Source organism: Clostridium rhizosphaerae (assembly GCF_016765585.1).
GTDB classification, from domain to species: Bacteria; Bacillota; Clostridia; order Clostridiales; family Clostridiaceae; genus Clostridium_AT; species Clostridium_AT rhizosphaerae.
Window position 1 is genome coordinate 1,213,807 of the sequence record NZ_JAESWC010000002.1, and the last position, 14,281, is coordinate 1,228,087.

At 31.9% G+C, this 14,281-nt stretch carries 10 protein-coding genes; all 10 read right to left on the reverse strand.

The genetic code is table 11. The features are described 5' to 3' along the window. Positions 1-11: 11 nt before the first annotated feature. The 10 genes from JK636_RS08850 to JK636_RS08895 all read right to left on the reverse strand — a co-directional run bounded on the left by JK636_RS08850 (position 12) and on the right by JK636_RS08895 (position 14,246). The gene (locus tag JK636_RS08850) at positions 12-197 is read right to left on the reverse strand and encodes a hypothetical protein (RefSeq protein ID WP_202748464.1); all 186 of its coding nucleotides are present in this window, start codon (positions 195-197) and stop codon (positions 12-14) included. 26 nt (positions 198-223) lie between these two features. After that, a complete protein-coding gene (locus JK636_RS08855) occupies positions 224-1,255 on the reverse strand; it encodes an oligopeptide/dipeptide ABC transporter ATP-binding protein (RefSeq protein WP_202748465.1) in 1,032 nt (343 codons plus the stop codon). 1 nt (position 1,256) lies between these two features. Next, positions 1,257-2,243, reverse strand: a complete 987-nt coding sequence (locus JK636_RS08860) for an ABC transporter ATP-binding protein (protein ID WP_202748466.1) — start codon at positions 2,241-2,243, stop codon at positions 1,257-1,259. Positions 2,244-2,263: 20 nt separating this feature from the next. After that, the gene (locus tag JK636_RS08865; RefSeq protein WP_202748467.1) at positions 2,264-3,112 is read right to left on the reverse strand and encodes an ABC transporter permease; all 849 of its coding nucleotides are present in this window, start codon (positions 3,110-3,112) and stop codon (positions 2,264-2,266) included. Between the two features lie 4 nt (positions 3,113-3,116). Next, positions 3,117-4,118, reverse strand: coding sequence for an ABC transporter permease (locus JK636_RS08870; RefSeq protein WP_202748468.1), 1,002 nt, complete (start codon positions 4,116-4,118; stop codon positions 3,117-3,119). 115 nt (positions 4,119-4,233) lie between these two features. Next, positions 4,234-6,123, reverse strand: a complete 1,890-nt coding sequence (locus JK636_RS08875; protein WP_202748469.1) for an ABC transporter substrate-binding protein — start codon at positions 6,121-6,123, stop codon at positions 4,234-4,236. Between the two features lie 232 nt (positions 6,124-6,355). Further along, entirely contained in the window at positions 6,356-10,381 is a 4,026-nt protein-coding gene (locus JK636_RS08880) for a discoidin domain-containing protein (RefSeq protein WP_202748470.1), read from the reverse strand. Between the two features lie 15 nt (positions 10,382-10,396). Then, entirely contained in the window at positions 10,397-11,578 is a 1,182-nt protein-coding gene (locus JK636_RS08885) for a Gfo/Idh/MocA family protein (RefSeq protein WP_202748471.1), read from the reverse strand. A gap of 402 nt (positions 11,579-11,980) precedes the next feature. Further along, positions 11,981-12,274 (reverse strand): hypothetical protein, encoded by a 294-nt coding sequence (locus JK636_RS24025; RefSeq protein ID WP_338025744.1) that lies wholly within the window; start codon positions 12,272-12,274, stop codon positions 11,981-11,983. 832 nt (positions 12,275-13,106) lie between these two features. After that, the gene (locus tag JK636_RS08895) at positions 13,107-14,246 is read right to left on the reverse strand and encodes a phosphomevalonate kinase (RefSeq protein ID WP_202748472.1); all 1,140 of its coding nucleotides are present in this window, start codon (positions 14,244-14,246) and stop codon (positions 13,107-13,109) included. Positions 14,247-14,281 lie beyond the last annotated feature (35 nt).

Genomic DNA, 14,281 nt, shown 5'->3' on the forward strand with positions numbered 1-14,281 from the left:
GTTAGTTAAAATTACTTTTTATTTTTTCTTCTTATAATAATTGCAACTGCCGTTATTATAAACAAATTAATAAGAACAGATAATATTGAAACAACATATTCTGCCGTACCTTTTTTGACGTAACAAAATCCTATAAGTGAAAATAATAGTAATGTTACTGCAATTCCAAGTATCAACTTTAGCATTTCATCCTTCATATCTTTACAACTCTTTTCTTATTACTTTATTTATTACTTTTGCGTGGAAGCTTCCAAATTGGAATACTATCTACATTGTGGCAAGCTACAATTTCTTCTCCACACTGTTTTAAAATCGGCTCATCTTTTTCACAAAGCTCAGTAGCATATATGCATCTTGGATTAAACCTGCAGCCAGTCGGAGGATTTGTAATACTTGGCATATCAAGACTTTTAAGCGGCAACTTTTTCTCTTGTCTTGCAATAGCTGGGTCTGGTATCGGTACTGCACTTAAAAGTGCTTGAAGATATGGGTGTTTTGGTTCCTCTATAACTTTATTTACATCTCCCATTTCAACTAGCTTTCCAAGATACATTACTACAATTTTTCCATTTTGAGCTATATATCTTGCAGTTGCTAAATCGTGGGTTATATATGCAAAAGCAATACCAAATTTCTTATTTAAATTAGCCATCAAATTTAATATAGCTATTCTTAATGATACATCTATCATTGAAATAGGTTCATCTGCTACTATAAGTTTAGGGCTTAAAGATATAGCTCTAGCCATAAGTATTCTCTGTCTTTGTCCACCAGATAATTGATGCGGATATTTCTCTATAAATTGTTCCGGCGGATTTATCTCAACAAGCTTTAAAAGTTCAAATATCTTTTTCTTTGCCTCAGCATGATTTTTTGCAATTTTTTTATTTATAAGAGGATCCGCAAGAGATTGATAAATTGTTCTTGAAGGGTTTAGTGCTGCATAAGAGTCCTGTTGTACAATCTGTACTCCATTTCTAAACTCTTCATATTGTTTTTTATTCATTTTAGATATATCTATTCCATTAAAAAATATTTGACCTTCAGTTGGTTTTAAAAGTCCGGATATAACTCTTCCCATGGTTGTTTTTCCACATCCGCTCTCACCAACTATTGCCACAACTTCTCCTGGATCTATATCTAAACTTACATTAACAACTGCACCTGCTTCTATAGGTTTTGAAAATAATCCCTTTCTTTTTTTAAATATAACACTAATATTTTTTAAACTTAATACCGGAGTATTTTTTTCCATCCTATTCTACCTCCGTATTGTATTCTATGCAAAAGTGACAAGCTGCAATGTGCCCATCTTTTATTTGCTTATAGCAAGGTCTTTCATTGTCGCATTTTTCTTTTGCTATTTCGCATCTTTCTCTAAATGAACATCCTGTTGGTACATTAAATAAATCAGGCGGTGACCCGATTATTGCTTTTTTATTTTTAAACTCATCTATGAGAGATGGAGCTGCATTTATAAGGTTTGCAGTATACGGATGAGATGGCTTTTTAAATATAGTATGTACATCTCCGACCTCTACAATATTTCCTGCATACATAACCCCTATTCTATCTGCAACTTTAGCGACAATTCCTATATCATGTGTAAGAAGTAACATAGTTATATTTAATTTTTTATGAATTTGAACAAGTATATCAAATATATAGTCTTGAGTTATAACATCCAGCGCTGTTGTAGGCTCGTCCAATATTAATAGTTCAGGATCAAGTAATAAGCTAAATGCAATCATAACTCTCTGTTTCATTCCTCCTGATAATTCATGAGGATATGCACTTAAAACTCTACTAGGCTCTAATCTTACAAATTCTAATAATTCAGTAGCTTTTTTTATAATTTGTTCTTCAGTCATATCTTTTTTATGTGCTTTTGCTGTTTCAATCATTTGATCTTTTATAAGCATTACAGGATTTAATGCATTTTGTGCTGCTTGGAATACCATTGCAACATCAACCCATTTATAATTAATAAGCTCTTCATTATTAAATTTTAAAACATCTTTTCCATTAAAAAATACATTCCCATTTTTAATAATTCCAGGAGTAGATACTACTTTTAATAACGCCATAGCCATTGTAGATTTTCCGCTGCCGCTTTCACCAACTAGAGCAGTTATTTTTCCTTTAGGTATATCAAAGTCAACATTATTTACCACATGAAGAATTCCATTTCTAAGGGGGAATTCAATACTTAAATTTCTTACTTCAATCAAGTTTTCTGCCATATTTTAATCCTCCTTTTCTATTAAGATCTAAGTCTTGGATTAAGCGCTTCATCTAATCCGCTTGAAAAGAAAATGCAGCTCATTTGGAATAATGCTATACATAGCATAGGAGACAATAGGTAATAATAACCTTTTGGATTAAAAATACCGCCTGTATTTTTAATTGCTAAATTTAACATCATACCCCAGTTAGTTGGAGTATATGGGGATAATCCCAAAAGCATCAATCCAACGCTTGATACTATAGCACTTTGTATAATCATAACAAAGTTTATTGCAAGATAAGAAGTTATGTTAGGCATTATTTCCTTAAATACAATATATGGTGTTTTAAGACCCATAGCTTTACATACCACTATAAATTCTCTTTCTTTTAAAGAAAGAATTTGAGCTCTAATAGACCTTGCAAGAGCTGCCCAAGAGAATACACTTAAAATTAAAGCAAAGATGATATTATTATTTATTTTAACTGTTGTAGCTAGAATCATCATTAAAGGAAAGGTTGGTACTGTTAAAAACAAATCCGTAAAAAATGTTAAAATAATATCAATCCATCCTCCTGCAAGCCCCGCCGTCGCACCAATTATAAATCCTATAATGAGTGTCATAAAGCCTGCATATATTCCTATGGTCAAAACATCCGTGGAACCTTTCACAAGCTGCAGGAAAGTATCCCTGCCTGCATAATCTGTTCCCAGTATGTGCTGAATAGATGGAGGTTGGTATCTTTGATCAAATTGAACTGTCATATCTACCTTAACAAACACTCCTGCTACAGCCATTATAATAAAGGCTATGAGCATTATAAGCCCTGCAAAAGCTTGCTTGTTTTTATATATTACTCTAAAAAATGATTTAATTCCTTCCATATTACTAATCCTCCAATTTTACTCTAGGATCAAGCTTAGCATATATGATATCAGCTATAAAATTAGCTATAATAACGGTTACACTTGTAATTAAAAGCAATCCCTGCATTATTGTGTAATCACGCTTTCCGGCAGCTTGAGCCATATAAAAACCTAATCCCGGATAATTAAATTGATTTTCAATAAGTGCAGAACCGCCCATCATATATCCAAAGCTTATTGCAAGGGATGTAACAAGAGGTAACATGGCATTCTTTTTAATATAATATTTCATAATTCTATTTTCCGGTACTCCTCTAACCCATGCAGCAGTTATATAATCTTCTCCAAGTACACTAACAGCACTTCCCTTCATTGTAAGCGCCCAGCCTCCAAGTGTAGTTAAAACATAAGTGGCTATTGGAAGTATAGCATGGTGAAGCACATCTAATATAAACTTAATATTAAATCCCGGTGCCGCTCTACTAGAATCATATGCTCCTCTCATTGGAAACCATTTCAGTTTAAAGGAGAAAATTATTATTAATGCGATTGCAACTAAGAAATTAGGTATTGCATTAGAAATAATAGCATAAAAAGATATAATAGGATTTAAAATACTCTTTCTCTTCCAAGCCATTATTATTCCAAGATTAACTCCTACTATGAAACTAATCAGCAATGAAATTGTAAGAATAAAAATTGTCCATGGTAATGCTTTTTCCAGTATACTTTGAACAGTTAAGGTTTCATTATACATAGAAGCTCCAAAATTTCCATGTATCAAACCATTCACATATCTGGTAAATTGATGTAAAAGTTTTTCATTTGGATCATAATTGGACATAGATGTAACAAGTGCTCTAGCTTCTTCATAGCTTACACCTTGTTTTTTAGCTAAATCCTGAGCCCATTTATCAAAAGCATTTCCAGGGGTTAATCTAAGCATAAAAAATGTCAGAGACATTGATACAAATATTGTAACAAGTGAAATTCCTAATTTTTTTAATAATCCTCTTAACGACATTTTGCCCCTCCTTTATCTTTATAAATTATATGAAATATGGATATTTATTTATAAAGGCATAAGCTACTTGTTAAACAACTAATAGCCTATGCCTCATATTTGGACTAATTTCTTTCTATTTAGGCCAGAACTCTCCACTTGTCCAATTTCTATTGCATTGGAACTCGTAATTAAGTTCAACTATTCTGTCATTTATATCTTTATTATCAGTATATAACGGCATATTCCTATCATATTTTTCAATATCTTCTGCAGCCGGGAAGTTACCATCTATATTTTTCATATTAAGAAATACACCATAGGATGTTTGGAATAGATTTACTGCATAGCAGTTTTCATTGTATACATAGGCTAAATTGCTTGCAATTTTTTCTCTTTCTTTGGCATCTTGAGTACGTGGATATTGATCTAATAATGAATAAACATCAACATCACTTCCATCATATCCTTTTGCTGTTAGATTATTAGGTAATCCCATATAATCTTTTAACCCTACATATGCATTATTTAAACCATCCCAAGCATCATTCATACCCCAGCACATATCTATTAAATAGCAAGTCATATCATATTCTCCTGCTTTTGCATTTGTATAGAATACTGAGCCATCAACTGCTTTAACTTGAGTATTGATACCGAATTTTGTTAATTGTTCAGCAACAACTTGTGCTGAGTTTAATGTAATATCAAAGCCTGCATCGGAACCTATAATAAATTCAGCTTTCTTTCCGGTTGAATCAGCCCATTGACCATTGCTTCCTTTTGTCCAGCCTAATTCCTTAAGAAGTGATGCTGCTTTTTCTTCATTCTTAGTATAGTCAGTAAGTTTCATATTTTTATCAAGAACTTTTTCCATCATTGAAGGTGGAAAGCCTATAGCAGAAATTGAATTAAATTCTTTTCCATAGTAGTTACCAACTTCTCTTACTTTACCCTTATCAATTATATAAGCTATTGCCTGACGGAATTTTAAATTATCAAAAGGGGCTTTTCTTGTATTAAACATAACTCCATAACTAGCCATATCAAACATAGTGTAGTGAACTAAATCTTGGTTTGCAGCAAGTGTAGACTCAAGAACATCTTTTGGAGGAGTTCCATTATCTATATCAAATTCACCATTTCTAAGCATAGCATAATACTGTGAAATATCTGCCGGTGCCATTTTAAAGTTGATTTTTTCAAAATGAACATTTTTAGCATCATAATAATCTGCATTCTTTACTAATACAAGGTTATTATCATCAACACTTGAAAATTTATATGGTCCTGTACCTATTGGCTTTTCCATTTTTAAATTAACAAGATTTTTATTGTTATCAGCAAATGCTTTTGTTTGCTCTTCATTTAAATTTACGCCAAATGTAGGCTTTTTCTTTGAATCTGTATTTGGAGCTCCTGATTTATAAATCTCAGCTGCTTTATCTGCAAATTCTTTATAAATATGGTATGGCATAGTACCATTTAAATCTTTTGCAATAAGCTTCATTCTCATATCTTCAAATACAGCAGGTTTTTGCCAGTTGAATACTAATGTATTTTCATCAGGCGTTTCAATGCTTGCTACATATTTAGTTGTATCAACTTTTTTAAGCATATAGTAAGCCCATATATCTTTACTTGTAAACGTTTCCCCATTATGCCACTTAATACCTTTTTTCAAAGTTACTATTGTTTTATCTTCTGTATTTTCAACCTTATCTGCTAACTGCATATAAGTTTTTCCTGTTCCAACACGTAAGGTTGTCCATAATCTTTCATAGACAAAATATTGTGCTACGTTATTTCCATCACTATTAAAGAAGTTTCCATTAAATTGAGGTGGTTTAGACCAATATCCGGCCATGTTCATAACTTTATCTTTGTTTACAGTTGGTTCAGCATATTCTTTTTTACCACTGCTTTTGCCGACGCCTGTACTTTTAGTATCATTGCAGCCAACAAACGACGTAACTGTTATTGCAGCAACAATTGCTAATGCAAGTTTTCTTAACGTCTTATTCATTATTTTTCCCCCTTAATTTTTAATTATAAACCCTTTATTTAAAACGTTTACTTAAATATATTTTAATTTATTTAATTATTAATGTATTTACCAATTTAGTCACATTTTTTTATTAATTAGCCATATAAGGTTTTAACTGTTAATCTAAACTTATACATGACTCAAAATAGTAAAGCTTTAACACTTTTTGAGCATGTATAAGTTAATAACTGTACTTAAAACCCTATAATTTTTAAATAACAGCGTAAATATTTAGGTCAACCATAGTAGCAAACCCGCCATTTCCTTCATTTGCCTGAATTTTTATTTTTCTTGCTGATATTGGATTTTCAAATATCACACATTTAATTTTTCCATCATCTATCCATTTACCCTCAGAAATTTTGGCTTCATTATTCTTTTCATCTATGGAAAAAATAGTGTATGAGGTGATGACTCCATATGCTCCAATTCCTCTTAATTTGCATTTTACTTTACTTACGGTATATTCTTTACCTAAATCAACAGTGATACTTTGTGGAAGTAACGCACTCTTATTCCATGGTGTATGCCAATGAGTATCCGGATTCTTATCTAAAATACTTCCCGCACTTCCATCTCCTTCTTCTGCTTGCTCTGAGCTTGCTTCTGCTGCAAGTTTTGCTTTTGGTATTTGGAATTCAAATCCTTCTTTATTACTATCAGAAATTATTGAGTCTTGCATGCTAACCACATCAAAATTTGATCCTATTATTATTCCGCTTTCCATATTAATATCTACTTTGGCACTCACCTTTGCTCTTAGTTTAATTTTTGCAAGAACACCATTTCCATTTATACCTTCTATGTCTCCTAAATTTGTATATGCCACTAAAATTTTATCCTCTTTTTCTTTACAAGCCGAAATCATCATTTTAGATATTTCTGCAGCTTCAAAGCTTACTAATTCATAAATATTCTTATCAAGTTTAATTACACTCTCAAAGGCATATAAATCTGTAATACATTCTCCAGTTATGTCTACAGTAAACTCTTGATTTGCATTAACCTCGAGTTTTTCATACTTCAATTTTAAAGTACCGCTTGCTTTATTTTCATTTATATAAATACTTCTTGGCTCAATTAAGTTTGATGTATAAGCTACATCGTATATGCCTATAACTCCATCTTTATTTATATCTGCCTTAGAAACATAAGGCCAATCATTATCTCCTTCTTTTGATCCATAATATTGAAGTGCAAAGTTTAGGTCTGCCATATCTACTTTTCCATCTCCTGTAAAGTCAGCAGCCACTTCACCTTTAGCCTCATGAGCTTTGAATATACTAATTTGAATAGCAGACGCACCTTCAAATTCTGGGGTTGAACACTCCAAAGCTTCAAGCTTTACACTTTTTAACTTAGTAGGTTTAATTTCAATAGTTTTATCTTTACCATCATCTAGCCAAGTTCCTTCAGATACAACTTTCTCAAATCTCTTTCCATCTTCACTTGTATAGAAATTATATTTTGTAATTACTGCTTTTGAATTTTCTTGTCTAGGAGTATAAACAATTTTTTCAACCTCATAGATTTTTGCCATATCTATAGTAATGCTTTGAGGAAGCTTTTCATATTTATAATTTGAAATCCATTCTGTAGAATTTTCTCCATCTACAGCTTTTTCCGGATAGTATTTTTCTCCAAGAGCACTTGAGCTATATGCTGTAAGTTCTTCAAAAGGTATAGCACCTTTCATTTTATCTTCTAGAGTTGTACCTGAAATTTCTTCACTCCACTTACTATATCCACTTGCATTTACAGCTCTTATTTGATATCTGTGCTCTGACAAAAAATCTAATTCATTATGGATAAATATATCGTAAAGATTTGAGTATATAATTCCATCTGCTTTTATCTCGTAATAATTTGCACCATCTGCTTTATTCCATTGAATTCTTAATTCTGTATCTTGAATTTCAGTTATTTTAAAGCCACTTGGAACATTTGGTACCTCAATATCTTTGGGCATTTCTTTATAAATTTCAGAGCAAAACTTATCTACACATAATTTAAATTCACTGTGCAGAGGAATTGCCTTTGTTTTTACATATAGCACACCTACTTTTTCTTCTTTATTAAAGTACCAACAGCAGCATTTTGTATTCTTCCATTCTTCCATTGAGTCTGCCTTATTAAAGCTTCCAGAGCCTTCTCCGCAAATAAACTTCACATTGTTTGGTTCTACAGCACTATGAATTTTAAATTCATATTTTCTTGCAAATGGCATTCCATAATAGTTCCCAATAGCAGAACCAACATTAATAGTAAATTCACCATTACCTTCTTTAGATATAATAGTAGTTTTGGAGAATTTTCCTTGTTTATACAGTGTAGTATGTCCATCATCTTCATATAATTCAAAGGATGTTATCCCACTTGGATAAACCTCTATTGTTAATGGATTATTTTCATCTGTTTGGACTTGTCCATCATATAAAGCTTCAGGATACATAGGTATAATTGCTCCTGCTCTGATTAGTAATGGAAGAGTATCTAAAGCTGCTTCATAATTATTTATTACTTTCCCGCCATCATATTGTTTTCCTGTCCAATAATCAATCCATTTACCTTCCGGCAGGTATATTTCATTTCTCGATTCTTTATCTTCATATACAGGTGCAACTAAAATCCATTTACCGCACATAAACTGATATTGTGTATTTTTGGTCTTAGCAAAATTATCTTTAGGAAATTCTAAAACCATTCCTCTTACCATTGGCATACCGGTTTCATAGGCTTCCTCTGCATAAGTATATAGATAAGGAGTTAATCTTTGTCTTAATTTTAGGTATTTTCTGTTTATACTTGTATATGGTTCTCCCCATACCCAAGGCTGTTTGTCTTTATCCGCCCAGCCTGACATATTAATCATTATAGGAGTGAAAACCTTCCATTGCAGATCTCTTACTTGAGTCTTTGCCGAACCACCAAATATGCCATCTACATCACTACCTATATATGGAATTCCTGATAATCCGGAACCTATATATGTTGGAATGTGGAATCTTATATATTCCCAATTACCACTTTGATCTCCTGTCCAAACTGTAGAATATCTTTGTGTACCGGCCCATCCGCAAACAGACCATATATATCCTCTTTCTGAATATGTTCCATCGGAATTCTTTACTGTAGTACTATTTTCAATACCTTCAAAAGCTGTTTTGGATGCATTTAATGCAAAATCATATCCTGATCCAACCCATGCAACGTCAAGCTTACATAATCTGCTTCCTAATTTTCCAACTTCATGCTGAATCTTTTCTACTCCATTCTCTGTCCAAAGTCCAACTCTAAAACCATACTTCTCATAGCATTCTTTAACAACTATATCCAAATCATTATATCCACATCCATAGCCATCGTTGGGAAGTATCCAGGCGCCAGGCATATCCATATCTCTATATTTTTGGGCAACTTGCAAAACATCTATGGTTGTTACTTTATTTGGTTTATTATGTGTTCCACTATAAGTTGTATTGCTTGTGTTATAGCAATCAGCATCACCAAGCCCTAATCCCCATCTTGGTATAAAGGCCGGTCTTCCTGTAATTTGAGTATATCCATTAAGTATTTGTTTTAAGGATGGTCCATAGAAATAGAAACAATCAAATCTATTTTCATCATGGCATGTAACCGCAGTTTGTTTGAATTCATAAACTCCTTTTTTAAAAGTATTTCTAAATGCTCCATATCCTGCTGTGCTCATATAAAATGGTACAGGATTAGATACAGCACCATCATTCCAATGAGTAATAAGATTTTCTATACAAATAGTTTTATTTTTATGTGAGAAATACCCATTTTGTACTCCTCCGCCATAGAAATATTCATCCTCTTTTGTTTTTAAAGTTTGCTTTGTACTTTTTTCTGAATATTGCAGTGAAACTTCTTCCTCCCAAATAGAGCTTACATCTCTAAAATCATACATAGCAAATTTTAATGGATTTTTATATACTCTAATGACACATTTTTTACTTTGTATTTTATAATAGTTTCCCTCATCATCAAAAACGATTTCAGGAGCTTTAAAATTATTTAGAGCTAAAATTTTACCTTCTGTGGGATCTTGAAACTTTCCCTTAGGTTCCATCCATATTCTAACGATATCTTCTTTGTAAAAATTAATCTTTATCTCACAGCTTCCGGATTTTATATGAGTTATATTGTTTTTATTTTCTATCCAATCAATTTTTGTCATTGTAAAAAACTCTTCCTGTAATTCATTATTTAACATATAAATGCCTCCTATTTATTTAATCAAATATTTAACTTCTCCGCTTATTATAGACATATGTGCCGTAATTGCTATTTCTATGGCATCTAATCCTGCCTCACCACTGGCATTCGGATTTATTCCACTCCCCATAGCACTAATAAAATCATCTAAAATATAGCTATTGCCATCTCCATGCCACTTTAAAGCTTTCAAATTCTCATATACTATTTTTTCTTTTCTATCCTGCATTCCATTTCTAAGTTTTAAAGTAATCGTGTCTTCTTCATCATTAAGTATTAACTTGCCTTTTGTTCCAATGAATATGTACTCTCTATTATCATCAGGAGTATAATGGTTTTCAAAATAAGATGCTTTAACTCCATTTTCATACTCAAGCAATACTTGATAGTTATCTAAAACATTTATTTCTTCTCTAAAAGCACATTTATTTTTCCGTTGATTATAAACAATTTTAGCTATTTTACCATTGTATTTTCTCAAAATAACATTATTTCCTTTAATAGCTTCGCTACATCTACTTCTATCCTTGCAGTTTTGACATTCTAGTTCATTTAAATTATTTCCGCCAAAAAAATCCAAACTTCCCATAGCTGCAATTTTTTTCACTTTAGAATTAGCAATCCAGTTTATTATGTCAAAATCATGACTTCCCTTCTGAATTAAAAGTCCGCCGGTATTCTCCATTTTGCAGTGCCAATCGTGAAAAAACCATTCACTGCTCGTTCCAACAGAATGTAGCACCCATCCTGATTTTACTTCTCCTATAATTCCACTATCTATTAATTCCTTCATTTTTTTATAAAGATTATTATATCTTAATACAAAGCCAACAATAAGTATCTTTCCACTTCTATTTCTTTCTTTAATTATCCTTCTGGCACCTTCTAAAGTAACTGCTATTGGTTTTTCAAGAAAAAGATGTTTCCCTGCTCTTAATATTTCAACAGCATGCTCTTCGTGCATATAATCAGGAGTGGCTAAAACTATGCCCTCAATATCTTCTCTCTCTAGCAAATCCTTATAATTCAAATATTTATCCCACTTCTTTTCGTATATGTTACATAGGTGATCCATGTTATTCATCTCTATATCTGCTATTGCAGCTATTTCCAGCTTTTCTTTCTTAAGTATTTCATTCACAAAAAATACCGATCTAAGTCCAGCACCAATTATTCCAATTTTATACCTTTTCAATAATTTCCCACCTTACATTAAATTGATAAAATCATCGTTGGCACATTGCCAAAAGTAAATTTTTTCCTTCAACATAGAATTCACTTATATTTTTCCCTCCATTTACTTCCATTGTAATTTTTTTATTTTCCTATGTATTTAACAATTCGGTCATAAATTTTGATTAGATGGACAAATCATTAAAATAATCAAACTATTTGTCCTTATTTTTAGCAGCAAATGAATGTGGATTAGAGATACACTCATATAGTTAGAGGACGTCCATAATTTACACAAAATTATGGACGTCCTCACTTTTTTCAATATCTGATCAGTATATGTCTGAAAATCTATACATGTGCTTTTATTTAAAATTATTTATATCATAATCAAATTATAATATAATCAGCTTTTAGAAACGATTTAACTATACTTCTTTACTATCTTTTTCATTTCATCAAACTTTTCTTCCATATCTGCCACCATCTTAAATTGGGTTCTTGCTCTATCTAGATTATGATTTTCTCTGTGTATTTTAAAATAAATATCACCATTTAAATGATCTGCTAAAAATCTCATTCCGCATTCAAATGTCATCAATTTAGCGCCAAATGGTAAACATTCAAGTTCAATATCAGTTAAGGAATTATTAACACCGTCTAAAAATCCATGCGTAAAATGTTCAAAAAGATTCATATCCATACAAACTTTAGTCAAATCTCTTTCATCTTCTTCAACTGCTTTAACAAAAGCTTCAAAACGTTTTTGGGTATTGTGAAAGTCTGGTATTGTCTCGTATAGTTTTCCGGCAGGAAAATCTTTAAGCTGCTGCTCAAATTTGCCTAAAGCTTTTCCTGCATTATAAAAATGCTTTAAATTTCCAACTACTTGTTACGTTTGAGCTCCTTCAATAAATACATAGCTTCTCCAAAATTCTCCTGATGAGTTCATATAAAATTACTTTCCATCAATTGTATTAATTAAATTTAGTGTTTCTCTCTCTGGGTTTCCCCCTGCTGCTATTATTTTTTTTGTAAAAATCTTGTCACGTTTTCAACATTCTCCATTAATTTATCAGGTATTTTGAATATGTTTGTATTTATCCTTTGCAGTATATATCTAATAACCTTGCCATCGTTTGCATATAACTTACTGCATAAGTATCATTAATATGTCCTAGTCCATACGGCTTTATTTCTAAATACTTACCTTTAAAATTAAATTTGCTAAGTATTTCTCAAAGTTATAATTATTTACCAACTTTATCCCCCCATAAATTTATTGGATATACTCCTTTATCAACTAAAGCCTGTATAGCTTGTTTTACAATTTGCTTGTCCTATCTATAAGTAACTCCATACCATTTTTCATTTGAAGCAAGAACTTTTACATTTGCTTTTCCTTCTGATAGTTAATTTTCTTTTAAAGTGGTATTTTTTAATAAAACAAAAAATAAACAAGACTTTAGTAACTTTTCATTATACTTAAGGCCTTGTTTATTTAGTATTTTTAAACTACCACTCTATAATCTTAATAATTGTTATACTTCTCAAAAATTCAAGAAATTTAAATGTACTTTTTTTAACACTTCCACTTTAATTCCAGTTTTCGATACACATAAATCTAATGGCTCAATTCCAGCTTCCTGCCACGCTTCATATAATTCCTGAACCTTGTGTTTTCCTATTATAAAAGCAATTCCGCAATCTCCTCCTCCAGCGCCTGAAGGCTTGCCGCTGCCGAAGTTTTCAGCAATATCACATAAGGTTTTAAGCTCTTTAGTTTCAATGCTTATACCTGCATTTTCCCCTAACCTTCTGAGAGTCCTGCGATTTTGTGAAAGAGCATTAATAGCACCATTACAATTATTTGTTTCGAAGCTTCTAATTAAGCTTGATACAGAATCCTGACTTTCTTTTAAAAAACTGCTGTAAGCTTCAAAATTGATGCATCTAAAATTATGCACTTTTTGAATCATTGGTGCTGTTGCAGCTGATTCTTTTGTCCAGCCTACTGCTAATTGAAGGTTTGCTGGAGAAGTTAATGACCTGATTGATAAATTTGGCCAAGTTTTCTTAACTATATCAGTGAGTATTTTTTCCTGATCTAGCTGTTTTAGTAACCACTCTGCACTGAAGGCAGAATACTCAAGCCAGTCTCCATAAACAGCTGCTGCAATATCAGCCCCAGAACCGCTTTTCTGTGTTTTTACATGTGCAATAGCCGAAAGCTTAAAGATATCATCAAGTTCAAGTATTCCAAGCTGAGCACTATGTAAATATAATACAGCAGAAATAACTGCAGCAACAACCGCAGCACTTGAACCAAGCCCATATTTCTTTCCGGTCGCCGGATCATCCAGCTGACTTTTAATCTGTAATTTAAAAGGAGATAGCATGACCGATTTTTCTTTTAAAAATTTAACTGCTGAAACAATAGCATTCCCAATAAAGCCTAAGCGTGAATCAGATATACTAAACTGTATGCTTTCATCATTTATCTCCCAAGTTATATCTTCAAGTTCCATTTGAGGAAGAGAAATACAGTTCTGGCTGAAAGGCTCTATATACGCTGTTACATAACGATTTACAGCTGCCACCACAGCCTTCTGATTAGGCTCAAGCACAGCATATTCTCCAGCAATCATAAGTTTTCCTGGTACTTTCACACTATAGCTTAAGTAAGTCATTGCTATTCATCCTTTCTGTTAAAACTATTCAATAT

Coding starts and splice junctions, on each gene's coding strand:
- JK636_RS08850 (WP_202748464.1), bottom strand. CDS start 197: ATGAAGGATGAAATGCTAAAGTTGATACTTGGAATTGCAGTAACATTA.
- JK636_RS08855 (WP_202748465.1), bottom strand. CDS start 1,255: ATGGAAAAAAATACTCCGGTATTAAGTTTAAAAAATATTAGTGTTATA.
- JK636_RS08860 (WP_202748466.1), bottom strand. CDS start 2,243: ATGGCAGAAAACTTGATTGAAGTAAGAAATTTAAGTATTGAATTCCCC.
- JK636_RS08865 (WP_202748467.1), bottom strand. CDS start 3,112: ATGGAAGGAATTAAATCATTTTTTAGAGTAATATATAAAAACAAGCAA.
- JK636_RS08870 (WP_202748468.1), bottom strand. CDS start 4,118: ATGTCGTTAAGAGGATTATTAAAAAAATTAGGAATTTCACTTGTTACA.
- JK636_RS08875 (WP_202748469.1), bottom strand. CDS start 6,123: ATGAATAAGACGTTAAGAAAACTTGCATTAGCAATTGTTGCTGCAATA.
- JK636_RS08880 (WP_202748470.1), bottom strand. CDS start 10,381: ATGTTAAATAATGAATTACAGGAAGAGTTTTTTACAATGACAAAAATT.
- JK636_RS08895 (WP_202748472.1), bottom strand. CDS start 14,246: ATGACTTACTTAAGCTATAGTGTGAAAGTACCAGGAAAACTTATGATT.